We start from the raw sequence: 25997 nt of genomic DNA, 5'->3' as shown, positions 1-25997 counted from the left end.
TTGGCTTTGCCACTGCCCCGAATCGCGATCGCTGACTGGTTAAGTTGCCGTACCAACCTCAAACCTAGTGACCCGTTGTTTATTGCGCTAGACTTCCACACAAACGACGGACATCAGCGACGGCGACGGCATTTATGCTATTGTGCGTAAAACCTACGAACTAGCTAGCATCAAAAAGCGGATGACACCCCATAAATTAGGCATTCAGGTATTACCGATGCTTTTAATTTGGCGGAAGGTGATTACGGGAAAGTACAACATCTTAGCCGTCACGCCGACCCCAGAACAATTCTAGTTTATGAGGACAACAAGAATCAGTACCAACTGGAGTTAACTAATAAATTAGCAGCTCGTGTTGGTAAAAGACGCAAGTAAATCAAAACCCTCAATGCCCCGTCCTAAACGTAACTTTCAATCCAATTTTTGCTATCACATCACCTCTCGTTACAATAATCGCGAGTTTAAATTAAGCCGTCATGAATGCCGGGAAGTGTTTCTCTACGCTATTAAAAAAGCTATCAATAAATTTCAATTTAAACTTTATGCGCTGTGCATAATGTCAAATCACATTCACTACTTGATTGAACCAGCTACACCAGAAGACCTTCCCAAAATCATGCACTGGGTAAACTGGTATACCGCTATGTGTTTTAATCAAATGCTAAATCGCACTGGTCATTTTTGGGAGAAAAGATATCACAGCAGTGGCTTTGAAAAAAATGATTATAAAAGAGCATTAAACACGCTGCGATACATTCATGCCAACCCTAAAGCATCGGGAATGCAGCAGGGGTTTTTCTATGACTTTAGTAACTATGGAACTCACGATAGGTTAACTGATGATGGGCTAACTGAGTGGCATCCAGCATTTTTATCTTTAGGAAAATCGTTAGAAGAATGCGCTTCTAAATATCGTGGTTTTTGTAAGAGATATCGACCACAGCCAAAACAAGACAAAAGCTATCATTGGGGAAGTAAGTTGTTATCCAAGGTGGTGAAGGGGAAGAAGAAAAAGACATCACCAGGGCAGATGAAATTACCTTGGGCAGAATGGGAGCCATTAACAACAGAAGTTCAGGCGGTTGCAGAAAAGTTTGTACTAGCTAATTGTTATGACCCGAAAATATCCCTCTTCTGTCACTTTCCGGAATAAGCAAGTAGTTCAGGAGTTAAATTATCCAGAAGCAAAACCGGGTTTAAATTGATTCATTGCAGCAATTAAATTATTGAATCCCAGCAATAAATGTGAATTTTTGAAAATATTTAGCCAGGGATAAATCAACCAAAATAGTAAGAGTGGTTGGATAATGAGACGCAGGTTATTTAAAGTATTTTTCCATCCCCATTCATGGTTCCATTGTGGATGATTAGAAAAATCAGTATCACTATTTTCTTGTGCCTCAATCTCAAGTTGACGAGATTGATTTAAGCTTAAGAAGACTGGAGAATTTAAACTAAACCGCAGTGTAAACACAAAAAATAATCTCCCACCCTTCGGGTTCGCCAGTCGCTACAACGGGGGGAACCCCCGCAACGCGCTGGCTCACCACCTCTCAATATGTTGAAAATTAGTGAAACGGTAATCTGTCCAGCCTAGTTCCTGTTTACAAGTAGCGAAAACCATATTCTACCCAGGTTCTTAATCCATATAAGTCACCTACAGTTTTCTTGAGATTACCTTGCAGATTTGTCATCACGAATGTTGTAGAATTTTCTGGCATGGTTTCTGGGTCAGTAGTTATTTCCCAGTAAGTTATGGCTCTTTTTTTTCCATAAATTATTTCCCTAATATATCTTGTCTCTGATTTTTGATTCCTAAATGTTCTCTCAAATTTACACCACTTATTCGCCCTAACGCTTTGCCCTGCTGGTAACCAGACTCCATGATTACAACGAAATCGATACCACATAACCTAAGTTATATTCAGATATTTTTCTAATAAATTGGCTACTTTCACCATATAAACTATCAGCCAGTACTAATTCAATATTGAACCCTGATTCCATTAATTCTGTAATTATCTCTGATGCTAACTCTATTTTAGTTTTATATTTATTTGACTCCTTTAGTGTTCCTTTTGGTTTAAATACTTTGACGATTAATGGAAAAGTTATGTTAGCGTAAACTCCATAAGCATTGACTGAAACTATTCCATTATCTACTTTTCCCACGCTTCCTAAATAAAGTCTTGCTACATAATCAGTCTTTTTACCTTTTTTCCTGTCTCCTGTTTCATCTATTACTAATGTAATTGCCCGACCATCTAATTGTTTCTTCAACTTATTTAATCTTCGTTGTTTTAACTTATTTACTGACCAATCTGAATTTGCTAAAAAATGGTGTAATGATTGTGCAGAATTTATACTTACTACCTTCGCTATCTCTGGTAACGATTTTCGTTTTATCGTTGATATTATCCCCATGTGTAAATATTTGAAGCACTCATAATTCCTTACTTCTTTAAATAGGTCTTTATACTCTGCACAATATTTATCTATGATGGCAACTGTTGGGTGAGCATAAGATTGCCAAATGTTTTAGGATTTGTAATTCTACATCCATTGCTCTGCTTACCTTCCAGAGTTTTTTCTTTTGATTCTTTTATTCAGAATACCCGGAAAGTGACAGAAGAGGGATAGCCATGAAGTTATTTGTTCAGGACGGTGCCAGGTATGAGAAATGATGCACCAAATGCCTATGAATTCGTTCAGAGTATTTCAGAGAACAAATCTTTATAAAAGGCAGTAGTGCTTATGTGTTATTATTAGTCAATTTGTCATTAATTTAGATGTTGATTAATTGTTGTTTTTACTTTAATTGTTTCAACAACTGTAAACGTTGGAGTACTCGGGACACATCGACGTCGAGTGGGAGGGACACAGGGGGTGGTTCGAGGGACAATTGAACGATTGTTTGAGGTTGATCCTTTAGTTTATCGTCTAGTATTTGTCGAAGTGCTTCTCTTCGCTGAGTTATCAATCTTGTTTTTTCAACTACCCCCCGTAATGCTTGTGGCGCTGCATTGTTGGACATATCCTCATAACTAGCTTCTACAATTACCAAACTATCTGCAAGCATCTGCGGTGTTATTACCTTACTAATATCATTATTTACAGATAATAGAGGTAATAGAGGTTCTAGGGTTACATAATAGTAACCATTTTTCTTCGCATACTCTTTCTCATATGATCTTAATATTTCTGATATACTATTTTTTTCTTGATATAAAAGTTCTAAAGGTATTTTGTTTTCAATATCGTCATATGTTGTTTGGCAAACGTTATATTCGCTTATAAAATAGGAGACAAACTCTTTTGCTTTTTGCTCATTTTTTGAGCTAAGAATGAACAAGATAACGTCTACGCTAGTTTTAAGAAGGTACGTTTCTACAACCCCTTTTGAGACACTCCTGTTTATTAATTCACTTTTGAACCACACTTGAGCTGATTCAACCAATGGGGTTCGATTGAGTATCGCCTCCAAGAGAACATCCTTACTTAGTAGAACCTTAACTAACCTCTCTTTAGAATCAGACTGTTCTTCTACAGTAGACGATTCTACAACATCAAAATTAGAGGTGGTGAAATCTTCGTGAACGCCTTCATAGGCATTTTCGATGGTATATACACCAGGCTTTACCTCTTTGACTATCAACTTGTCATTCTTTGGTTTAATTCCGCTTGGGTCTATCATAATCTAATCTAATCCTCTATCTTAATATTCCTGATAGAATACTAGCTTCTACCATTATACTGCGATAAACATTAAGTAAATTTGATGAATTAAGTATATCCTGAGTAGGGGTGGTAGTATCTATACACAGAATTCCAATCAGATCATATTTGTCAATAATGTCTTGGAAATTTTGAAAATCAGAATTTAGAAACTTTTTATATTGCTTATCTGTAAGTTCTGTAATTATTTTCCAGTTAAATATGGGAACAACAACTGTAGTCTTTTTATCCTTTGGTATTTTGTTGGCTTGAGCTTTGGTGATGTTATATTTAAAAATGTTTTCTCTAAGAACTTCAAGATTTTGAAGAGCAGGTTTTCGATTAAAATTCCAAGTCTCCGACCAAGCTCCTCCATTATTTTTTTCTATTTCCCAATCAATATCTGGATCGTCATCCATACGGTATTGATATACAGTAGCCAATTTACCTTCGTCAGTTGGCAACATAATATAGGAACGACAATCACTGAGAGTTTGGCTTTCTTCCAGTTCTCTCACAACTGTTTTTAGTATAGGTTGAACCAAACGAGGAGGAGCATATAGGGCTTGCAGCCGTTCTACCGTATTATTGGCTCGTTTCCATGCCAATAAATTAGTTCCTATGAAGCTCGAAGTAACACTATGTCCTCTATCAAAAAGTCGTTTTCTTTTCTCTTTATCAATTGAAAAGTCAAGTGTATTTATATCTTTTGGTAAAGGAATGCGTACGTGATAAATATTATCTATCACCTGCCTTAGTAAGGCATCGCTTGACTCTAGCGCTGTTGCCAGCATATCTCCGAGCAATTCACCTAGTTGATATTCTTGCGTATTGTTAGTCTGAGCAGGGATGTTATCTTCCTCGTCACACAAATCAAATGCTATTACTGGTTTGTGATTAATAGACCTCTCTTTCTGAAAGAGGAATATTGGCAAGTTGCTACTTAACCCACCATCTACCAAAACACTGCCATTTTCTGGTCTAACTGGAATAAAAACAAACGGGAAACACATCGACGCCCGTACTGCTTTAATAACAGAATAATTTAAAGCTTCTTTTTCTTCATCTCCTGGGTATATTACAGCTTTATGGTTTTTAATATCCGAAGCAATAACTTTGAGAGGAGAACATCCTAAATCTTTGAGTTCTTGAAAAGTGATGTCTGTTGCGTTTTGGATTTTTTGTCTTAATTCAGAATTGTTACTAGTTTTCTCTTGAAAAATTGGGCTATTTTTAATTTTTTCTAAAACAAAATCAGTAAGTGTTTTGGCATTGCATAGTCCTAATTTTTTATTAAGCTTGTCAATTAAATCTTTATTTTGCAATAAAAAGAGAGTTTTAAAAAAAGAAGTGATAAATCCTTGAGGAATTTTTTTGAGACGATTTAAGTCATTGTCAGTACCATCCAAAAAATCATTAAAATTAATTTCCTCAATCATTATCTCTTTGATTTGTTGTGGGGAATATCCGACACTAGCAAGTAAAGCTACAATACTTCCAGCGGATGTACCGCCATAGCCTATAAACTTAATGCCCTGCTCTTTTGCCGCCTGAAGACATCCTACCAGCGCAGCACCCTTAACCCCGCCACCGTCTAATATAGCGTAAGCTTCCATAGGCATAGAGAAGTCCCCGCACGTATTGTCTTAAAAGTATTTCTAATACAAGATGAGTATGAGATTTTCCAGCTAAAAAAACAATACCCTACATTCCGCATCCTGTAGTGTCACACCAATTATGTCTGCTACATAAAACCTAGACAAGTCTAGACATTTACTTCTTTCTTCATAGGGAGCATGGGAGCGGTTATCCCTCAGAAAGCATTCACGCCGTAAGCCAGACGCGATAGATTGATTGCGGCATTCAAGTCCCTGTCCATCACGTGCCCGCAATGTTCACATGAATAAAAACGTTCACTTAACAACAGGGATTCTTTTTTGGTGCCGCAATTACTACAAGTTTTTCCTTTTAATGAAGAGCCTTTCGATAAGTCCCCTCTTTGCGTGAGAGTGCGTGAAGGTGTGAAAGATAAGCTAAAAACCATCCCTAATTGGCAGGAACGGCTAAGAAATCTTATCGATGAGTTCATTGAAGATAATGACAATTGTCAATGAGTGACTAGATTTGTCTATGATAATGGTGTCTTAGGACAAGCTCACTAGTTTGTGATTTCCTCCATCATCTTCCAAAACCAAGCAACTGTCTGACTTACCCGTACCGTGACCGCAAATCTGTTCCTCGAAGGGGTCAACTTCGTTCATATTTCGCCTGCATCGGTTTGCGTTAAAACACTTTTTAGCTTATTCTCAAAGGGTTTCAGGCTTTGAGAGTGACTCATCTCGATTTGCGTTAAAACACTTTTTTGTTGGTTTTGACAGGGTTTCAGGATTTGGGAGTGACTCATCTCGATTTGCGTTAAAACACTTTTTTGTTGGTTTTGAGAGGGTTTCAAGATTTGGGAGTGACTCATCTCGATTTGCGTTAAAACACTTTTTTGTTGGTTTTGACAGGGTTTCAGGATTTGGGAGTGACTCATCTCGATTTGCGTTAAAACACTTTTACGCCCAAAAAGGAAGGTAGCGAGCATAGCGGGTAGAGGTTGATTCGGATTCGTCAGCCTTGATCAAGCCAGCTTCTTTGGTAGCTCCTATAATCAGAGAAACGGTTGCTACTTGCGAGTCACTTAGACGGAACCGCTCCCGTAAGGTTTGATTAGACATTCGTTTATTGCTGACATACAGCAGACAGCAATGTTGGTAGCAGGCTCGAATTCGGTCTGTTTTGCTCATATCTGCAAAATCTTGATGGGCAAACAGTACTGCTGTCGTGCGGGTGTCACCTACTCGAAAATCTGGTGCGGGTAGTTGAAACATCTCTGCTGCGCTTACAACTTTGTCAATGCCACTGCCTTTTTCTTCACATATACCGAAACGTCGCATTATGTCTGCGAGTTGTTCGTTACGGGAGCGATTTTCATCAATAAATCGCTCTACCTTAATGGGCGGGATGCCGGGATTAGATATCTCAATGCGATCGCTATACATCTCGATCATCACTGAAGTACCTGTTGCTAGAAAATCCTGATGCACCAAAGCATTAGCAATAAGTTCTCGTAAAGCCTGTTTTGGGAACATCTTTACTTCTTCCCGCACAACTTCCTCGATAAAGCGATTTTGCGGTGCTGCTGAGTGGACAAAACCCACTAATCCGTCAAAGCCAACAGCATATCCTCGGTTGCCTGTCTTGTCATCACGAGTTTGTAGCTTATTGATACCTTCATAGACAACGACACGGGGTGCTTTACGAGCCAATGCAGGGGAAAAGGCATTCAGTTTTTTCGCCAAAAGGATGGCGGTTAAGTTGCTGATTGTCCAACCCTGTGCTGTCTGTTTGATTAAATCTTGGCTCTGTAATCGTTCTAGGACAGCATCACGGCTAGTCGGATAGGGGATTTTTAGCAGTTCAAAGTAGGTTTGGGTATCTAGGAGGGCGATTACATCGTCAGGGCTAGCGTTACATCGGGCAGGTTGGGAAAACCAATCTTGTTGGTCTTCAGCAAAAATCCGCTTCAGCATATCAGGAGTCATTGGTCGCAGTTCTTCGCCGACTCTCATCAGGTAGGCTCCCTCATAGTCCAATGCACGACCTACGGGACGGGGAGGCGCTTCAAAAACTAGCACTCGACCATTTGGATGTTGTAATTCTGTAACTTCTACCCGAAATCCGAGTTCATTAACTATTCTCGCCTTAATACTGTTCAGAGTTTCTGCTGTTGACCAAGCTAGCGAACCTACTACTTGGCGAGGTCGCTTATTAGTAACACCCAAAACAATATAACCACCTCCTTCATTCGCCAGCGCTACGCAATATTTCAGCAGCTTAGTCGAATCAAACTGTTGTTTGGCTTCTTTGAATTCTAGCTGTTCTGTTTCTGCGGGTGCATTGAGCCATTTTTCAAGGTTTTCAAGGGTAATCATGCAGCGTTTACTTCTTGAGCAGCTTTTGTTGTTTGGTTCGCGGTGTCTGCGGTGAGTTCGCCAGTGAATGCTTTTTGCAGGATGGATTGTTTGAGTTCGTTGAGGGCGGCGATTTTTTGGCGGTAGATGGTTTCGAGTTGTTGAGTTTCAGTTCTTAAATCATCAATTTTGTTTGTTATTCGATTCTGCTCATCTAAGGACGGCATAGCAATAACAAGATCCGAAAGTGACTGATTACTTAAATTTTGCATTGTTGCTCCAGTAGAAAGGCTCTCTAGCTTGTTTCTGTATACAGCTGACCTAAGCAAATGAGCAAGAAATACTGAATCAACATTTTCAAATGGTTTGATAAAGAAAGAACCACTTCCACAAAGCCATCCAGCTTGTTCTTCTCTTACAACTGCACATCTTCCAATCTCCCCTCTTCTACCTACTACGACATCATTTTGTTTTAAGATGTACGCTTGCAGTCGTTTAACTATATCTTGACTAACAGTCTTGTTGAAATTTGGAATGATTTTATCATTTTCAATATTTGCTGGATTGACTATCGGAATCCCATTAGAAACATAGTCAGATTTATGTAAAAGTGAGCCAAATGGTCCCGTAAAAACTTTGCCACCAATTTCACCTAACTTCTTCTCTTTCCACCCGTCGCCTTTCTGGGTGAAGATGGCGTTTAGATAGCTTTCAAAGAGTTCACGGGAGTTGGCGAGGTTTTTTTCGGTGTTTGCGATCGCTCTATCAATCCCCTCAAACGCCTCATCCAAAATTACCACAATCCGCTGTTGTTCAAGAAGGGATTTAGGGAAAGATATCTGAATTTTTTTCAATAATTGAGACTTAATTCCTTTTACAGTTGCCCCAGTTCCTTGCTCATGGATTCGCTCCTGCATCAAATCTGAGAGAAGCATATATTTGAGAAATGTTGAATCAAGGACTTCTCGATTAGGCTGCATTACTATGATTCGTTGGGCAAAAACAACCTTTTCATCTGTATCAAGTTGAGCCGCATTACCTAGTGGAGCTTCTGTAGTAAATAAAACATCACCTTTATTCGGAATTCCTCTTGTCATCCATGTATCATATATTTCCGGATCTACAAACTCCATTGGATTGCGTTGTAGATACCCCATTTTTACGTTTTTGGCTGTGATTAAACGCAATCCGGCTTCTGTCTTCTGGGGTGTTTTACCTCTGTAATCAATAAATTTAACGACTTCTTCAAAAGAACTAGTCCGCCAACCTTCCCTCATAACATCCCCCCAATGCCAGCCAAAATCTCTGCACTCTCCGCATCCAGTGCTGCAATTTCATCCAAAATTTCCTGCGGTTCCCGCAACGCCGATTCCTCTGCCTTATTTGGATTCTTCACCGACAAATCGAACGTCTCCCGATCCACATCAGCAATATCCACCAGCCAAGATTTTTCTGTTTCCGCAAATGTAGCCTGTAACTCCACAAACTCCCGCAAATCCTCATCATTCAGCGAATTGGTTTTACCCATATTCCGCCCCGGATCAAGTTGGTAATACCAAATTTTCTGAGTTGCCATCCCCTGAGTTAAAGGTTTTCCCTGAGAAAATAAAGGCGTTCCCTGAACGAAGTCAAAGGGCTTTCCTTTGTCAAAAAACAGCACCACCGTTTTCACCCCCGCCCCGATAAATGTCCCACTCGGACAATCCAAAATCGTGTGCAAATTGCAACTACTCAAAAGCTCTTGACGCAAAGCCCGCGAAGCATTATCCGAATTTGACAGGAAAGTATTTTTGATGACCACCGCAGCCCTACCGCCCATCTTCAGGATTTTGATGAAATGCTGCAAAAACAGAAACGCTGTTTCCCCAGTCTTAATCGGGAAATTCTGCTGTACTTCCTTGCGTTCCTTTCCCCCAAATGGCGGATTAGCCAAGATTATATCAAAGCGATTCTTGTCCTGAATATCACTGAGATTTTCCGTCAGCGTGTTGGTGTGGATAATATTTGGCGCATCAATGCCATGCAAAATCATATTCATGATGGCAATCACATACGCCAAACTTTTCTTTTCCTTACCCGTAAATGTATCTTTCTGAAGTGTCTCAAGCTCTTTTGTCGTGAGATTACCCCGACGTAAATATTCGTAACTCTCGCACAAGAACCCCGCCGAACCGCAAGCCCCATCATAAATGCGATCGCCAATCTTGGGCTTCACCACCTGAATCATGGCGCGAATCAGCGGACGCGGCGTGTAATACTCACCCCCATTGCGCCCCGCATTCCCCATATTTTTGATTTTCGCTTCATAGAGATGCGATAGCTCGTGTTTCTCCTGTTGCGATCTAAACCGTAGCTCATCAATATATTCCAGCGCATCCCGCAAGCTGTAGCCGCTTTGGAACCTGTTCTTAATCTCGCTAAAAATTTCCCCAATCTTGTATTCTATTGTGTCTGGACTAGTAGCCCGTTGCTTGAAACCTTGTAAATATGGGAATAGCTTGCGGTTGACATAATCTATCAAATCATCGCCAATCAGCGCATTATCATGATCCAACGTCCCATCCGCGTTTTTTGGAGCCGCCCAAGATGACCACCGATGCGCCTCATCAATAATAAATTCATAGGGCTTGCCGATCAATTCCGCCTCTAGCGCCCTTTCCTGCTCCAAATCATCCAAATACTTCAGAAACAGCAGCCAAGAGGTTTGCTCCGTGTAATCTAACTCTGTAGTACAACCCGCCTCCTTCCAGAGAACATCATCAATATTTTTAAAAGTTTGCTCAAACATTTAGCTTTACTGTGGCATTTTTAATATTAATGGCTTGGCTCACATCTTGCACCTACGGCGTGAAATGAGCGTGAGATTCGTTGAGTGCTAAATCACGGTCAAAAGACCGTACATAGTTACTCCAATTTAAGATTCCCAAATCTAAATTAAATTTCCCGATTCATGTAGCTGTAAACCCGGATTTCTCCCAAAGGCTGAGAAATCAGTGTTCCAAAAGTTTCAGGACGTACATTATACAAGAAATTCAGCAATTTTAACCATAACCCTTTAACTCCCTTGCGACTTTCCACCAGTAGGGGAATCTTTTTTTTGCAACCAATCTCTAATCGCCTCCTCCAAAGCCGCAGTTTGCGTCACTTCCAGACGCGCACAAGCAATTTCAAACGCGATTTTTAAGTCTTTAGGGAGTCTCCCCCGCACTTCTCTAGTTTCTTCTGCCATCCTAATTTGAAGCCAAAGCTTGCGGCTTTCATTTTTGCACAGCCTCTCAGCAAAAGAACATTTGCGTCATTGCGCTATTGCGGCATTGCGCTATAATAAGAGAAGTAAAAAAACAATCAACAAGCCTGTCAGTTTCACAGAATCCACAAAGCTGAGGACACCATGAGCGTTATTACAATTCAATGTCGCTTGGTTGCTGAAGAAAACACCCTCCGTCAACTGTGGGAACTGATGGCTGAGAAAAATACGCCACTCATTAATGAATTATTAGAACAAGTAGGACAACATCCGAACTTCGAGAAATGGCTAAAAAAAGGTGAAGTACCTGAAGAAGCTATCGACACGATAAAAAAATCTCTCATAACTCAAGAGCCTTTTGCTGGTCAACCAGGTCGTTTTTACACATCAGCAGTTACTTTAGTTAAAGAAATATACAAATCTTGGTTTGCCTTACAACAGGAACGACAACGCAAAATAGAAGGAAAAGAACGTTGGCTCAAGATGTTGAAGAGCGATATAGAATTACAGCAAGAAAGCCAGTGCAATTTGGATATTATTCGCAACAAAGCTAACGAAATTTTGACTTCATTTGTTGCCAATTTCACTGAGAATAGAAATCAGCAATTTAAAAAAAAAGGCAATAAGACTAAAAAAAATAAAAAAGAAGAGGAAGAGTCTACACTTTTCAACGCATTATTTAAGATTTACGATAAAACTAAAGACTGTCTGTCTCAATGTGCTCTTGCATATTTACTCAAAAATAATTGTCAGGTTAGTGAGATTGATGAAGACCCAGAGGAATATGTTAAACGTCGGCGTCGGAAAGAAATAGAAATTGAACGGTTAAGAAAGCAACTCAAAAGTCGAAAACCCAAAGGTAGAGATTTAACAGGAGAAAAATGGTTAACAGCTTTAAAAGAGGCAACTAATCAAGTTCCCGTGGATCAATTGGAGGCAAAATCTTGGCAAGCTAGTCTGTTAAAAGTAACTAGCGATATACCGTATCCGGTTGATTATGAAAGCAATACAGACTTAGATTGGTTAATACATTCTAATGATGATGACATTAAGAAAAAGGTAATCTTAGTTTGGCAGATATATTTTTTAAAGCAGTTAATAAAATCCGGTTCATACAGTTTCATTAAATATCTTTATTTCCAAAGGGGATGCTTACCTAAAAGAGATGTGAATTGGTTGAATCTGAAAAACAAAGCAGGTCGTATTTTCGTTAAGTTTAATGGCTTGAGGAAAAATATCATTAATCCTGAATTTTATATTTGTTGTGATTCTCGCCAGCGTCATTATTTTCAACGCTTATGCCAGGATTGGCAAGTTTGGCATGATAATGAAGAAACCTATTCTTCTAGCTTATTTTTTCTTCGTTCTGCACGTCTACTCTGGCAAAAAAGAAAAGGTACAGGCGCACCTTGGAAGGTTAACCGCTTGATTCTTCAATGCTCTATAGAGACACGCTTATGGACAGAAGAGGAAACAGAACTCGTTCGTATTGAGAAAATTAATCAAGCTGAAACTGAAATTAGAGAGAGCGAACAAAAAGGAAAGCCAAAACAAAAAGTGTTATCTCATAGACAGAAACTTAACAACCTCTTTCCAAATCGTCCCAGCAAACCTATATATAAAGGTAAACCCAATATTATTGTCGGTGTCAGCTTTGGGCTGGATAAACCTGCAACGGTAGCTGTGGTAGATGTTGCCAACAAGAAAGTTTTGGCATATCGCAGCACTAAACAACTACTTGGAAAAAACTACAATCTACTAAATCGTCAGCGACAACAACAGCAACGCCTATCTCACGAACGGCACAAAGCTCAGAAACGAAATGCACCCAATTCTTTTGGTGAATCTGAATTAGGTCAATATGTAGATAGATTATTAGCTGATGCAATTATTGCGATCGCCAAAACCTATCAAGCAGGCAGCATAGTTATCCCAAAACTCCGCGATATGCGTGAGCAAATCACCAGTGAAATCCAATCCAGAGCAGAGAAGAAATGTCCTGGTTACAAGGAAGCTCAACAAAAATACGCCAAAGAATATCGTCTGAGCGTTCATCGCTGGAGTTATGGACGATTAATTGAGAGTATCAAATCCCAAGCTGCAAAAGTCGGAATCTCTACTGAAATTGGGACACAGCCAATCAGAGGTAGTCCAGAAGAAAAAGCACGAGATTTAGCCGTCTTTGCTTACCAAGAACGTCAAGCCGCTTTAGTTTAATTCACTAATCTGAACCTTGAAAATATAATATTGTTATAACAGCGCCGCAGTTCATGCTCTTTCGAGCCTCTGTACTGTGAAAAATCTGGGTTAGTTTGGCAGTTGTCAGACTGTCATGCTTTCTGACCCTGGTAGCTGCCCGCTTCTGATGCTGCCATCTGTAGAATTCTATAGATGGGATAGGTGCGCTCCCAGCAATAAGGAGTAAGGCTTTTAGCCATAGTCGTTATTCATAACGGTGTGGATTACCACAGTGGTGGCTACTGAATCACCCCCTTCGTCGGGGGAACCCTCCCAAATATTTTTTTTGGCAAAGCGAAGCGGGGGCGAAATCCCTGGAGTCCTTGCCAAAATCTTAAAACCCTTGTTCTATATTAGTTTCATAAACTAAGGTGTCAATTGATTTAGTTTTTTCAAATTAGATTGAAGAAGCTTTTTAGCAGCATTGTCAAATTTGTATGCGAAAAGCTTCAGTAACAAGGGTCTAGACGGGCAGAGTTTCAACAACCATCCCGGCTAGGGGTGGGTTGAAAGTTGCAAAAAAAACTACTAGAATAATCTCGACCATAACAAGTTTCAACAACCATCCCGGCTAGGGGTGGGTTGAAAGAGAAGAATCTGCTGCTCTACATCCAGGCTCTATAAAAGGTTTCAACAACCATCCCGGCTAGGGGTGGGTTGAAAGGGGATCACAATACTTTCGATAAGAAAAGAAGCGATCGGTTTCAACAACCATCCCGGCTAGGGGTGGGTTGAAAGTTCTTAATAATTACGTCTTGAGACGCCGGAAAGTTACGTTTCAACAACCATCCCGGCTAGGGGTGGGTTGAAAGTTCTGCTGAGCAGAACTGACAAGGCGCATTGTCACAAGTTTCAACAACCATCCCGGCTAGGGGTGGGTTGAAAGAGGAAATTGTCATCGAGGAGCCAGAGGACTCGAACGTTTCAACAACCATCCCGGCTAGGGGTGGGTTGAAAGCAGATTGAATGCAATGATGCTGTGAAAATAATCCAGGTTCAACGACCATCCCGGCTAGGGGTGGGTTTAAACGACGGGAAGAGCAAATCTGTTACTGCTGTATGCAGCAAGGTTTCAACAACTATCCCGGGTCAAGTTTGCTTGTGAGGGTTGAAAGGAATGTCACCTTCCCAATACTAGAAGAGTGTCAAAAGCTATGCTGGCTAATGGAAGGTTGAAATTAATCGCTATTTTTTTGCAAAGAAAAGATTCTACCAGTTATAAAAAAGCAAGAGTGACAAACAATTAGTCGTTCAAACAAATGACAAATTGTTTGTCGCTCTAAAGTATCCTAGATTACTTGACTATACGAGTTTATTTTTTAGGGATTAAGCTCGGGGAAAAGTTTGTGATCTACTGACATTCAAGTAACACTGACAAATAATTTGTCACTGTACAATACTCAATAAGAGTCGGCTACATTAAATGACTATAAGACAAATAATTTGTCGCTTTACCACTTTTGACAAATAATTTGTCGCCACGGTCAAATAATTTGTCGCTCTACATTTGAAAGCGGGCGATGGGACTCGAACCCACGACGTTCACCTTGGGAAGGTGACATTCTACCACTGAATTACACCCGCAAATGGATGTTAGCCTCAATAAAGCTAACCCCCATTATAACACGATTTGCCCATTTCAACCAGTCGGTGGCAGATTCCTCACCACTCGATTTTCTTCAGCAATTTTGCGCCGTTGTTTCTTGCCAAAGCCGTATTTCGCGACATCTAGAATCCAGCATTGAAAGTCGTCAACGTAAGAGAACAACACCGGCACGACTACAAGGGTCAGGAGGGTAGAAGTTGTGAAACCTCCCAGGATTGCAATACCCATTGGCTGGCGGACTTCGGCACCGGCACCAATTCCCAAGGCAAGGGGAACGATACCCGCGATCGTTGCTAGAGAAGTCATCATAATCGGGCGCAAACGGGACAACCCAGCTTCTAGAAGCGCATGACGTTGGGTTTTCCCTTCCTGCAGGTTAATAATTGCATAATCCACCAAGAGAATCGAGTTTTTCGTCACAATGCCCATCAACAGGACGATACCAATCAGGGCATATATTCCTAAAGCTTTTTGGGCAACCATCAACGCTACCAGTGCGCCACCCAAACAGAAGGGCAAAGCCGCCATAATTGTCAAGGGATGCAAGAAGTTGTTATACAACAGGACGAGAATGGCATAGATACACATGAGTGCTAGCCCGAGTGCGCCACCAAAGCGACCAAAGATGTCAGACATAATCTTGGCATCACCAGAGTTTTGCAGTCTGACTCCAGGCGGCAAGTTTTGCATGGCTGGTAGCTGATTGACTGCTTTGAGTGCATCTCCCAAGGAAATGCCTTGCAAATTCGCTTCTAGGGAAACTTGACGAGAGCGATCGTAGCGGTTAATGGTCGCAGGACCGCTGCCAAAGCGGATATCTGCAACTGCTAGGAGGGGAACCAAGCTGCCATTTTGAGTGGGAACTTGGAGATTTTTGATCGTGTTGATGTCCTCACGCGCTTTCGGGTCAATTTGCACGCGAATGGGGATTTGGCGATCGCTCAAATTAAACTTCGCCAAATTCGCATCGTTGTCTCCTATGGTTGCCAGAGAGGCAGTACGGGCAATTGATTCCACTGTCACTGCCAAATCTGCTGCTCGCTGCGGATCGGGTACCACCACAATCTCTGGTTTTACCAAACTCGCACTAGAAGACACTTCCACCAATCCAGGTATCGTCCGCATCTGCCTTTCTACTGCAGCCGCCGCTTGATTCAACGCTTCCGGATTTTCACTCCGCAGAAGTATTGTTAAATCTTTAAGACCGCCAACTGCTCCCGCACTTTCAAAACTAATTTTCGCTCCCGCAATTTCCTGGAACTGCGGACGCACTTGCTGCTCAAACTCCTTTTGAGAAATTTTCCGTTCTTTTTTAGGCTTAAGTTTGGCGGTGAGACTAGCAGCATTTACCTGTTCTGTAGCCAGCACGCTGATCACATTCGGGTTTTGCCGCACGAGGTTGGTCACTTGCGACACAACCTTGTTGGTATCTTCTATGGTGGAACCCGGAGGTAATTCTACAGTAATGAAGGAAATTCCAATATCGCCACCATCAACTAATCCCTTAGGGATTAACGGAACCAGCGTCAAACTGGCAATGAAGAAAGCGATCGCAATACCGATGGTTGTCAACCTGTGGCTGATCGCCCATTTCAGCAGGGATTTATAAGGTTGAAAGCGCCGCCGCGACGATTTTGGATTTTGGATTTTGGATTTTAGATTGAACAGTTTTCTTACTGCTTTCTTGCTCCCCTGCTCCCCCTGCTCCCCCTGGTGCTTTTCCTTATCCTTAAGCAGATACGCCCCCATCATCGGCGTCACCATCCGGGCTACGAAGGTTGAGAAAATCGTGGAAACGGCAACGGTGACTCCAAAAGGTTGGAAAAATTGACCGGGAACACCGCCCATAAAGGCAACAGGCAGAAACACGGCAATAATTGTTGCCGAACTTGCTATCACTGCTAGACCCACTTCGTCAGACGAGTCAAAAGAAGCTTCCCAAGCTGATTTACCCATTGCCATGTGCCGTTCCATGTTTTCAATTTCCACGACCGCATCATCCACCAAGTTACCCACCGCTAGTGCTAATCCCAACAAAGTCATATTGTTGAGGGTGTAACCGAGCGCTTGCTGCACTGCAAAGGTGGGAATGATTGACAACGGCAGGGCTACCGCTGTAATCAATGTTGCTCGCCAGTCTCGTAAAAACACCAAAATGACTATCACCGCTAGCAGTGATGCTTGGATCAATTCATCAATTGTGCTTTCGTAAGAGTCCTCCACGAAAGTTGCTCTGGTAAAAATTAATTCCAGTTTTACATCTGGGGGGAGTGTTTTTTGCAGTTGTGCTGCCGCTTCCTTCACTCCTTGTTCCACTGTCACCAAAACGCTGCCAGTGCTACGCAACACCTGGAACGCCACGACAGGTTGGTTGTTTAAACGTGCGGTTTGTCTCACTTCGCCATAGCTATCCTCTATCGTTCCTAGGCTGGACAAGGGGACGGAACCACCATTTGGCAGAACGATTTCGTAGGTTTTTAGAAGATTCACATTAGAGGCGCTGCCAAGGGTGCGGATCGTTTGTTCGCTACCGCCAACTTCAGCACGTCCGCCTGGTAGGTTAATGTTAAGAGCGCGGATTTGGTCGTTCACCTGAGTGGCGGTGATGCCCAAAGACTGCAAGCGATCGCTCGCAAGGTTTATGCGAATTTCCCGGTCAACTCCACCCACTCGCTTAACTTGTGCCACTCCCCGAACAGCCAACAAAGCGCGGCTAATGGTTTGGTCAACCAGGTTACTCAATTCTTCTACCGAACGCTTGTTGGATCTCACCGCGTAGGTCATAATTGCACCCCCGGAAAATTCCACGCGCTTGACTATCGGGTCGTTGATGTCTTGAGGGAGGTTTTGGCGAATTTGCGCCACAGCGTTACGAACGTCGTTGGTGGCGCGATCCGTGTTTGTCCCCAAAACAAAATTTATCGTGGTCGTAGAATAGCCATCGGCAACTGTTGATCGCAATTCGTCGATATTACCCAATCCAGCAACGGCATCTTCAATTTTTTTCGTTACTTGGAATTCGAGTTCCGCAGGACCTGCTCCCGGTTGTGTTACTGTAACCGATACTGTAGGGACATCAATATTTGGGTTGGTATCAATCCCTAAGGAAGTGAAGGAAAACCAACCCACTACCGTCAAAATTAAGAATATAACTATCGTTGGAACAGGTTTTTTTATCGACCAAGCTGAAATATTGAAGGACATGGAACTAGTTATCAGTTATCAGTTATCAGTTGTAGAGACGTGCTGTTTGAAGCGTCTGTACATGAGCTATAGAGTCAAAAGTGTTGACTATTGGCTGTTGACTATTGGCTGTTGACTATTAACGACTCGCACTTTGTCGCCATCTTTGATATATCCAGCACCGTCAACGACCACGCGATCGCCTAATTTCAAACCATTTTTGATTTCCACCCTGCCACCAACAAGGATTTCTCCTACTTCTACTTTCTGGGCGCGAACTGTGTCTTCCCGGCGGGAACCGGTGCTTTGCGCGTCTACACCCGATAGCATGAATACAATTGCACTCCCATCTGGTTGAGGCTGCACAGCTTTTTGGGGAACCGCCAAGCTTTTTGTCGTTACGGTGGTAATCGCAGCACGGGCAAACATTCCTGGTTTGAACAAGTTGGTCTGCGGTAAATCAATTTTTACCGTCGCTTCACGTCTTTGCTGATTCACCACAGGTTCTATTTCTCTGACTTGCCCCTGCAAGCGCACGCGGCTATCAGCATCAGAACTAATTTGGACTCCAGCGCCAATTTTCACCTGTGGTAGTTGAACTTCGGGAACGAGGGCTTGCAATTCCAACTTCCCATCTTGAATAATCGAAAATAGCTTTTGTGTTCCACCAACCACAGTTGCTATCTGTGTTTGCGGTGGTACACCGGTCACATCTCCCACTCTTGCTAGTTTCTCCGCCACAACACCTGAAACTGGGGCGCGAACTATTGTTTGTCCTAACTGAGTTTTCAGTTGTTCTACCTTGGCGGCACTACTTTTGACGCTTGCTTGGGCACTGTTGATATTCGCTTCGGCAATCTTGACACTTGCTTCGGCACTACCAATATTCGCTCTTGCACTACTGACATTGGCTTCAGCGCTTTTGATATTTGCCTCAGCAAGGCGCACCCCTTCTGTTGCTGTTGCCAAATTTGTGGAAGCAGTATCCAACACCCGACGGCTAATCACCCCTTGATCTGCCAGTTCTTGATCGCGCTTGAAATTGATTTCGGCATCTCGTAATTTTGCCTTAGCTTGAGCCAAGTCTGCTAATTTTTGCTGGACGATCGCCTGATTTGATGTCACACCTGCCTGACTTGATGTCACACCTGCCTGCTTTGATGCCAAGTCCGCCTGCTTTGAAGCAACATCTGCCTGCTTTGCTTCCACATCCGCTTTTGCTTGTCTAATTTGGTCTTGCAGTAGGGAATCATCCAGCACTGCGATCACTTGACCTGCTTTGACAACATCTCCTACATTCACGAGAATTTTTTTGATTTGCAAGCCGTTCGCTTGAGGCAAAACTGGAGTTAAATCACGTGCTGCAACTGTCCCCGTAACGCTGAGACTTCGAGCAACACGAGTCGTTTCTGCCGGGGCGACGGTGACTGTCATCGTTGGCGCAACTTTTTGTGCTGCTGATTTATTTTCAGATACTGTTGTATTCCCAGGTGCACGCTGACTCAGTACACGCATTCCCCCTAAGGCGATGACAACTCCCAAGCCAGTACCTACTACCAGTGGTACCAGCCATGAACGTCGCCTTCTATACGCTTTTTTTTTCTGCCAATTAGCGTCTTCAAACGCCACTGGTTCTTCCACCTCTAGTTCTGAAAAACTTTCCTCACCCACAGTTGTGCCTCCACTTTCTGCCCTACCACCGATAGGCAGTTATGCTTAAGAAAGTTTACAATTGATTACTGTATATTAAATATGACGCATTTTGTTGCATTATTCCCCAAATATACCCATGACTATCGTCACCATTTTTCCAAGGTAGAGGAAGCAGTGCGCGCTTCGGAATTATCTGACTTATGGCAACTGCCGTCGAGTATGGGAAAAAAAACTCGTTTTTTCCTCAACTTCTACTCTTGTGGTGGTTTGGGGCTGTGTGCTAGTCACGAGGCACGGCTCATGTTGTGCTATCGTAAAGATTTGCTATATGCCGCTTACACATACTGCTAGCACCTATGTTTACATTATAAGCAGCTACAAGGAATTATCTGCATTGTTCTAAATTCCCCAACAGCCATCAGATTATGCTTTCTTTGAGATAAACCAATAATAAATAATTTGGTATACAACTGAGTCACTAGTATGTTTAATGCCACTGAAATCTTAATTGATGCGTTTGTAGCTCAAATTCGCGAAGGCTATCGGCGCACCTACGGCTGCTTAAAAAACGATTACCAAGATATCATAGCTTGGGCGGGCAATATGGCTTTGGAAAACATTGCTAATAGTGACGCCCTGTATCATAATGTAGAACACTCTATCTTAGTCACGCTGGTTGGACAAGAAATTTTACGCGGCAAACATATCCGTGAAGGAGGTGTTTCCAGTGAAGACTGGTTGCATTTTATGATCTCCTTGGTGTGTCATGATATTGGTTATGTTAAAGGAGTTTGCCGACAAGACCGAGAGGACGAAGGTTTGTATGCCACTGGTAAAGATGGAAAAATGATTCCTCTTCCTCCTGGAGCTTCTGATGCCAGTCTCACACCATATCATGTAGACAGAGCCAAACTGTTCATTGATGAGCGTTTTGGTGGTCACAAGTTGATAGATTCACAGGCAATTAAGAGCAATATTGAGTTGACCCGGTTTCCAGTACCAGCCGCAGAAGACCATCAAGATACAAATAATTTTGCAGGGTTAGTGCGTGCTGCTGATTTGATTGGACAACTGAGTGATCCGCGTTACTTAAAGAAAATTACTTCTTTGTTCTACGAGTTTGAAGAAACTGGAATGAATAAGGTGTTGGGTTATCAAACCCCTGCCGACTTACGCAAAAACTATGCCAAGTTCTACTGGAATGTCGTTTATCCTTATATCAAAGATGCATTGCGCTACCTTTCCCTAACACAGCAGGGAAAGCAAATCATTGCTAATCTCTACTCGAATGTATTTGTCGTAGAACACGAAAAACCTCAGGAAGAACCCCTATATCTCCTTGAAAAACTTCGTGCTTAAAAATTAAGAATTATGAATTATGAATAATTAGAAAGTTTCATAATTCATAATTTAAAATCCATAATTTATAACTTATAAGTTATCACTCCTATGAATTGGTGGCATCGACTCAAGAAAAATCCTTTGGCAAGATTTGGGGCAATTTTACTGTTGGTTTTCTATGTGGCAGTTATTGCAGCGGACTTTGTTGCCCCTTACAACCCTTACGTCTCACAACCAAATGGTTCTCTATTGCCACCAACTCGTGTTTATTGGGTTTCTCAACAATCAGGACAGTTTATTGGTCCTCATATTTATCCAACAACTCAGGGAGACACAGATTTAAAAACGGGCGATCGCCAAATTATTGTAGACTTCAAAAAGCCCTCTCCCCTCAGGCTATTTGTCACTGGACCAGAGTATCGTCTGTTGCAGACGAGTTTACCTCTACCCCCAAAATGGGATGAGGTAGAAATATTTGGTGGTATCCCGTTAAATATACATTTGTTTGGTGCTGCCGGTGACGCAAAGTATAACCTTTTAGGTACAGATGACCAAGGTCGGGATCAACTTAGTCGCCTGCTGCATGGCGGTCGCATCAGTCTATTTATCGGTATTATCGGAGTTGCACTCACCTTTCCCTTGGGGATGTTGATTGGGGGAATTTCTGGGTATTTCGGTGGATGGACTGACAGTGTTATCATGCGCCTAGCCGAAGTGCTGATGACTTTTCCCAGTATTTATCTTTTGGTTACCTTAGGCGCAGTATTACCGCCAGGATTATCCAGTACCCAACGCTTTTTGCTGATAGTCGTGATTACTTCGTTTATCAGTTGGGCAGGATTAGCACGAGTGATTCGCGGACAAGTACTATCTCTTAAAGAAAGAGAATATGTCCAAGCGGCAAAAGCAATGGGTGCTAATCCACTTTATATCATCGTGCGTCACGTATTACCGCAAACCGCCACTTATATCATTATCTCTGCTACGCTTGCCGTTCCTAGCTTTATTGCGGCAGAGGCGGTACTCAGTCTCATCGGGTTGGGAATTCAACAACCAGACCCCTCGTGGGGTAATATGTTGTCTTTGGCAACGAACGCTTCAATTTTGGTGTTGCAACCTTGGCTAATTTGGCCTCCCGCTGTGTTGATTATTCTTACAGTGTTGGCTTTCAACTTACTGGGTGACGGGTTAAGGGATGCTTTAGATCCGCGTAGTTTGCAGAGATAGGTGGCAACCGATTTGTAACGGATGTAACGGATACACAACTCATCCCCGCTTGTGGGGATGGGTTTTAGTTTTTACAACGTTAGTTTTTACAACGATTGAACCAGAATTTTTTACATAGCAAATAACGAGAAATTTGAGTAAGCATACCAACCTGTTGTTCCGAATAAACCCAAAGGATTTGCGTGACCGACATTGAGTAAACCAAAAAGTTTTTCTCCAAAGGAGCGATCGCCTCGAAGAGGCGGGCGCTCTGCGCCATCGCCCAAGGGGCATCCCGAGAGCCAATCGCCAATTTTTTTACCCACTCTCATAAGCCATTGCTCATATAAGTATTATTTATAATTTCTCAAGGTAAAACTAATTATAAAATCGTTAAGATACCTTGAATAGTCTTAATATTTTGTTACATTTATTAATGTAAATCTTAAAATCAAACACCCTCATGTACTACACCAAAGACAATAGAGGCATCTCAACAACTATGCAGTCATCGCCATATAGGAGTCATGCACATTAAATTTGCAGGCAGCATCCTGGCAGGATGGTTGCGGGAGCTGGCTTTCCCTATGTGTGAATTTTGTAGAGGCGGAGCGGCTTAAGGCAGGGTATTTTCAATTTTGAATTGCTTACTATGGTTCTCCAGTCAAATCCAGGTTATGAAGTTTCAATCTTTGCAGTCTGTATCATGGATGCTAATGAATTGATAAGACACTACGGGGTGGGTAACAGGGATTTTTTGCAAGTGAGCTTGCGACAAGCGCACCTGAGCGAAACCTGTTTAGCTGGAATCAACCTAAGTCGGTCGGATCTAACTGGAGCGACTCTATCAGGGGCGAATTTGCGAGGAGCAAATTTGAGTGAAGCGACTTTGGCGGAAGCAAACCTATGGAGAGCCGACTTAAGCGAAGCCTTTATGATTTGGGCAAACTTGAGTAAAGCAAATTTGATCCGAGCAAGTCTTTTTAAAGTGGACTTGCACAATGCTACTCTAGCTAAGGCAGACTTACGGTTAGCTGATTTACGCTACGCTGACCTGGGCAACACAAATCTAGAAGGTGCGGACTTGCGCTATGCTGACCTTAGTGGTGCTAACTTGGCAGGAGCGAACCTAAGCAGGGCAAACCTGACGGGTACAAAACTGAGTAAGGCAGACTTGTATAAAGTAAACTTCACGAAAGCCATTTTGTCAAGAACCGACCTATGTTATGCCGACTTAAGCAGCATCAATTTGGATGGTGTGGATCTGGGTGAAGCAAACTTAATCGGCGCAAACTTACCTGAATCACTTTCAAGTAGGGCAAACTAACACCACCCTGGACAGTGGTATTATTCATCCATTAATGAATTTACGGGGTATCATTTTTTGGGGAGTAAACTCTAAGAGCGCCTCCTCCGTTTTGACTGGAAATTGGCAACAAAACGGGACTCCATAGTTTACTAGTGATGAAAACTTTAAATTCCCTATTGCACGATGTCCTCCAGCTTTCACCACATTTACGTTGTCAAGTTTATTTCAAAGCTTCCTTGACAGCGCTATCTCACGCAATGGAAGACTTGGTACTGGTAGGGACAGATAAGCCGCTAGTCATCGCCAATTTTCAGCAGGAGCGTTTTTATCGTCAGGAGAGCCGTCGCTATCAGCGAATTGCCCAACGGACAGATCAGGTATATATCTTAGCTGCACCAGAATCTAACTTTGCCGCCATTTCAGACCCTTATGTTACAGTTCCTTTTGACCCCAACGACAGTCTAGCCCAAGAGTGGCATCTCATTATTATTGGACAACAGTATAGCGCTTGCATAGTCTGCCAAGAATACGCTTCCCCAGTAGACGCAGCATCCTTAGACCAGGCAAGACAGTTTAAAGGAATTTGGACATTTGAGCGTGAAGTTAGTACTCATGCAGCCCGACTTTTACTGGAGCGGATTCTAAGTGATCGACCGGAACTGGCTGATAAAGTAGAAATAGCGCGGCAACGTTATGGTTTAACTCAGATCAGCTCGAATCAAACCGCATCTGAACGCGTACTGGAAATTGATGCCAGATTGTTTACCGACCGACTGGTGACCTATTTGCAATCCAGTCAATACAAGCAGCTCAAGGCTTACCGTACCATTACTAAAAAGGAGCGCCAAGAGCGCCTCATCAATACCATTAGTACCGCTATCCGCCACTCTCTCAACCCAGAAGAGATTTTCCAAATTACGGTGACGGAACTGGGTGAGGTTTTTAGTCCTTGCCGGTGTCTGCTTTACCGCTATAATGCAATTGACCAACCAGCGCCTATTGAGTATGAAGCAGTAACTGATGGTCTACCTTCTTTAAAGGGAGAAATTTGGTCTTTAGCAAAGCATGAGCTGTTTCAAGTGGCTTTGGCTGAGGATAGAGCTGTTGCCATTGCTGACACGACACAAGATTTGGGTATTCGGGGGTATCCTAAGTTAAGCGCTCAACTTCAGCGCTTTATGATTCGGTCTTGCCTTGTGGTTCCTATTCGCTATCAAGAAAGCTGGTTGGGAATTTTGGAACTGCATCACTGTGGGGTTGAACCATTAGTTTGGAGTGATTCGGACAAAGCATTAGTAGAAGCGATCGCCACCCAAGTCGGAGTCGCCCTGATACAAGCTCAAGCATACAACAACCTGGAAACTCTTAACCGTCAACTGGCAGCTTTAGAGCGTACCCAAAGTAATCTCATTGCCATTGTAGGGCATGAATTACGGACTCCCTTGTCTACAATCCAAGTTTGCTTGGAAAGTTTAGCTACCGAACCAGACATGCCGCTACAATTCCAGCAGTCAATGCTGCAAACTGCTCTGGCTGATTCAGAGCGTATGCGTCAGCTGATTCAAGATTTTCTCACTCTTTCTCGGTTAGAGGGTGGTTGGGTCAACTGGCAACTTGAACCTATCTCACTCCAGGCAAGTTTAGATCTCGTTCTCAGTAGCTTCAAAAAAAATCAATCACCCAAGAGTTTACCCCAGATTATTTTAGAATTGGCTTCTGACTTACCTTTGGTTCAAGCCGATGGGGAAGGAGTCATAGAAGTCTTAATGAAACTTTTGGACAACGCCTGCAAGTTCACCAATCCCGAGGGAACAGTGACAATTCGTGCCCAAGTTCTAGATGTGGAATGTATTGAAGTTGTGAATTTCCAAGGTCAGCACAATACTCAAATGTTAGAAGTGGTTATTGCAGATACAGGTCGAGGAATAGAGCCAAGTCAGCTAGAAGCTATCTTTGAACTGTTCTATCAAGAAGAAGGATTCTTGCAACGTACCATTGGTGGTACTGGATTGGGTTTAGCAATTTGTCGTCAAATTATTCAAAGACTAGGGGGAAAGATTTGGGCTGTTTCTGGTGGCAAAAATCAGGGTAGTGAGTTTCACTTTACGCTGCCCATCGCACCTCGACCCGCTTAGATCATCCGCAAGATTCATTACACTGGTTTTATGCTGACAACGTATTCAAGCATACATTGAAATGTTACATTTACATCCTTCTTGCGGTAGAAGTGTGCGCAAAACAAAAACAGTTAACTTCTTGATGGGTGTTAAGCTGGTCTCAGAGGATTACTGGTCGTTCCCAAAACAGTCCCCTTATTGACTTAGGCGGTAATCCTCTTGGGATTTTTTTGTTCTGATTTTATTACCTAAAAAATATACAAGTCTTTGAATTTTAAATAAAGAATTTTAAATAAAATATTTGTTAGCCTTTATTGCAAACCAAAAGCCCCCCAGACGTCTATTGGAGGGCTTTTTGCTTTTAAAAATAGTCCTGGCACCGAGCTATTGTCACAGGCAGCTACCCGCCAACTATCGTCGCCACAGC

The 25997-nt window shown here is 42.3% G+C and carries 19 protein-coding genes, 1 tRNA gene, 2 pseudogenes and 1 CRISPR repeat array; of the genes and pseudogenes, 10 read left to right on the top strand and 12 right to left on the bottom strand.

Annotated elements, in window-relative coordinates; genetic code table 11:
* The first annotated feature begins 6 nt into the window (after window positions 1-6).
* The 3 genes from AACT52_RS07630 (at window position 7) to AACT52_RS07620 (ending at window position 1153) form a co-directional block, all read left to right on the top strand.
* Window positions 7-150 (top strand): hypothetical protein, encoded by a 144-nt coding sequence (locus AACT52_RS07630; protein WP_233153868.1) that lies wholly within the window; start codon window positions 7-9, stop codon window positions 148-150.
* Window positions 143-295, top strand: a complete 153-nt coding sequence (locus tag AACT52_RS07625; protein ID WP_233153867.1) for a hypothetical protein — start codon at window positions 143-145, stop codon at window positions 293-295. The genes AACT52_RS07630 and AACT52_RS07625 overlap by 8 nt, the downstream gene beginning before the upstream one ends.
* Window positions 296-388: 93 nt before the next feature.
* Window positions 389-1153, top strand: coding sequence for a transposase (locus AACT52_RS07620; RefSeq protein ID WP_073629984.1), 765 nt, complete (start codon window positions 389-391; stop codon window positions 1151-1153).
* 21 nt (window positions 1154-1174) lie between these two features.
* Here the strand turns inward: AACT52_RS07620 and AACT52_RS07615 are convergent.
* The 4 genes and pseudogenes from AACT52_RS07615 to AACT52_RS07600 all read right to left on the bottom strand — a co-directional run.
* A pseudogene (locus AACT52_RS07615) lies at window positions 1175-2563 on the bottom strand (IS701 family transposase).
* Between the two features lie 246 nt (window positions 2564-2809).
* A complete protein-coding gene (locus AACT52_RS07610; RefSeq protein WP_073629982.1) occupies window positions 2810-3694 on the bottom strand; it encodes a hypothetical protein in 885 nt (294 codons plus the stop codon).
* A gap of 16 nt (window positions 3695-3710) precedes the next feature.
* A complete protein-coding gene (locus AACT52_RS07605) occupies window positions 3711-5336 on the bottom strand; it encodes a patatin-like phospholipase family protein (protein WP_073629980.1) in 1626 nt (541 codons plus the stop codon).
* Between the two features lie 191 nt (window positions 5337-5527).
* A pseudogene (locus AACT52_RS07600) lies at window positions 5528-5677 on the bottom strand (zinc ribbon domain-containing protein); the annotation flags it as partial.
* Here AACT52_RS07600 and AACT52_RS41255 point away from each other — a divergent pair.
* A complete protein-coding gene (locus AACT52_RS41255; RefSeq protein ID WP_198940884.1) occupies window positions 5652-5828 on the top strand; it encodes a hypothetical protein in 177 nt (58 codons plus the stop codon). The pseudogene AACT52_RS07600 and the gene AACT52_RS41255 sit on opposite strands and share 26 nt — an antisense overlap.
* Before the next feature lie 444 nt (window positions 5829-6272).
* Here AACT52_RS41255 and AACT52_RS07595 read toward each other — a convergent pair whose 3' ends face one another.
* The 4 genes from AACT52_RS07595 to AACT52_RS07580 all read right to left on the bottom strand — a co-directional run bounded on the left by AACT52_RS07595 (window position 6273) and on the right by AACT52_RS07580 (window position 10899).
* The gene (locus AACT52_RS07595) at window positions 6273-7691 is read right to left on the bottom strand and encodes an ATP-binding protein (protein ID WP_073629976.1); all 1419 of its coding nucleotides are present in this window, start codon (window positions 7689-7691) and stop codon (window positions 6273-6275) included.
* Complete coding sequence (locus AACT52_RS07590) at window positions 7688-8947, bottom strand: restriction endonuclease subunit S (RefSeq protein WP_073629974.1); 1260 nt, start codon at window positions 8945-8947, stop codon at window positions 7688-7690. The genes AACT52_RS07595 and AACT52_RS07590 overlap by 4 nt, the downstream gene beginning before the upstream one ends.
* Window positions 8944-10458 carry a class I SAM-dependent DNA methyltransferase gene (locus AACT52_RS07585; protein WP_073629972.1) on the bottom strand — a complete coding sequence of 505 codons (1515 nt, stop codon included), beginning with the start codon at window positions 10456-10458 and terminating at the stop codon, window positions 8944-8946. The genes AACT52_RS07590 and AACT52_RS07585 overlap by 4 nt, the downstream gene beginning before the upstream one ends.
* Window positions 10459-10725: 267 nt before the next feature.
* Window positions 10726-10899, bottom strand: coding sequence for a hypothetical protein (locus tag AACT52_RS07580; RefSeq protein ID WP_198940883.1), 174 nt, complete (start codon window positions 10897-10899; stop codon window positions 10726-10728).
* Between the two features lie 162 nt (window positions 10900-11061).
* Here AACT52_RS07580 and cas12k point away from each other — a divergent pair, with 162 nt between their 5' ends.
* A complete protein-coding gene (gene cas12k / locus AACT52_RS07575; RefSeq protein WP_073629970.1) occupies window positions 11062-13134 on the top strand; it encodes a type V CRISPR-associated protein Cas12k in 2073 nt (690 codons plus the stop codon).
* A 497-nt stretch (window positions 13135-13631) separates the two neighbouring features.
* Window positions 13632-14185: a CRISPR direct-repeat array (repeat unit 37 nt; unit sequence GTTTCAACAACCATCCCGGCTAGGGGTGGGTTGAAAG).
* Between the two features lie 482 nt (window positions 14186-14667).
* Here the strand turns inward: cas12k and AACT52_RS07570 are convergent.
* The 3 genes from AACT52_RS07570 to AACT52_RS07560 form a co-directional block, all read right to left on the bottom strand.
* Window positions 14668-14739 (bottom strand) — tRNA-Gly (locus AACT52_RS07570).
* A 55-nt stretch (window positions 14740-14794) separates the two neighbouring features.
* Window positions 14795-17965 carry an efflux RND transporter permease subunit gene (locus AACT52_RS07565; RefSeq protein ID WP_073629968.1) on the bottom strand — a complete coding sequence of 1057 codons (3171 nt, stop codon included), beginning with the start codon at window positions 17963-17965 and terminating at the stop codon, window positions 14795-14797.
* 87 nt (window positions 17966-18052) lie between these two features.
* A complete protein-coding gene (locus AACT52_RS07560) occupies window positions 18053-19615 on the bottom strand; it encodes an efflux RND transporter periplasmic adaptor subunit (protein WP_073629966.1) in 1563 nt (520 codons plus the stop codon).
* 81 nt (window positions 19616-19696) lie between these two features.
* Between AACT52_RS07560 and AACT52_RS07555 the strand changes: the two genes are divergently transcribed.
* The 3 genes from AACT52_RS07555 (at window position 19697) to AACT52_RS07545 (ending at window position 22165) form a co-directional block, all read left to right on the top strand.
* Window positions 19697-19948 (top strand): hypothetical protein, encoded by a 252-nt coding sequence (locus AACT52_RS07555; RefSeq protein ID WP_143172748.1) that lies wholly within the window; start codon window positions 19697-19699, stop codon window positions 19946-19948.
* Window positions 19949-20080: 132 nt separating this feature from the next.
* A complete protein-coding gene (locus tag AACT52_RS07550; RefSeq protein ID WP_073629964.1) occupies window positions 20081-20956 on the top strand; it encodes an Npun_R2479 family HD domain-containing metalloprotein in 876 nt (291 codons plus the stop codon).
* A 90-nt stretch (window positions 20957-21046) separates the two neighbouring features.
* Window positions 21047-22165, top strand: coding sequence for an ABC transporter permease (locus AACT52_RS07545; protein ID WP_073629962.1), 1119 nt, complete (start codon window positions 21047-21049; stop codon window positions 22163-22165).
* A gap of 110 nt (window positions 22166-22275) precedes the next feature.
* On the opposite strand, the gene AACT52_RS07540 is transcribed toward AACT52_RS07545, so the two are convergent.
* Window positions 22276-22476, bottom strand: a complete 201-nt coding sequence (locus AACT52_RS07540; RefSeq protein WP_073629960.1) for a hypothetical protein — start codon at window positions 22474-22476, stop codon at window positions 22276-22278.
* A 374-nt stretch (window positions 22477-22850) separates the two neighbouring features.
* Here AACT52_RS07540 and AACT52_RS07535 point away from each other — a divergent pair, with 374 nt between their 5' ends.
* The gene (locus AACT52_RS07535) at window positions 22851-23471 is read left to right on the top strand and encodes a pentapeptide repeat-containing protein (protein ID WP_073630187.1); all 621 of its coding nucleotides are present in this window, start codon (window positions 22851-22853) and stop codon (window positions 23469-23471) included.
* Window positions 23472-23608: 137 nt separating this feature from the next.
* Window positions 23609-25588: a DICT sensory domain-containing protein gene (locus AACT52_RS07530; protein WP_073629958.1), complete on the top strand. Its 1980-nt coding sequence runs from the start codon at window positions 23609-23611 to the stop codon at window positions 25586-25588.
* The last annotated feature ends 409 nt before the right edge of the window (window positions 25589-25997 follow it).

It is taken from the genome of Scytonema sp. HK-05 (genome assembly GCF_963872035.1).
GTDB lineage: Bacteria > Cyanobacteriota > Cyanobacteriia > Cyanobacteriales > Nostocaceae > Kalymmatonema.
The sequence above is the reverse complement of the archived record's forward strand: the minus strand, read 5'-3'. Positions and strand labels throughout refer to the sequence as shown.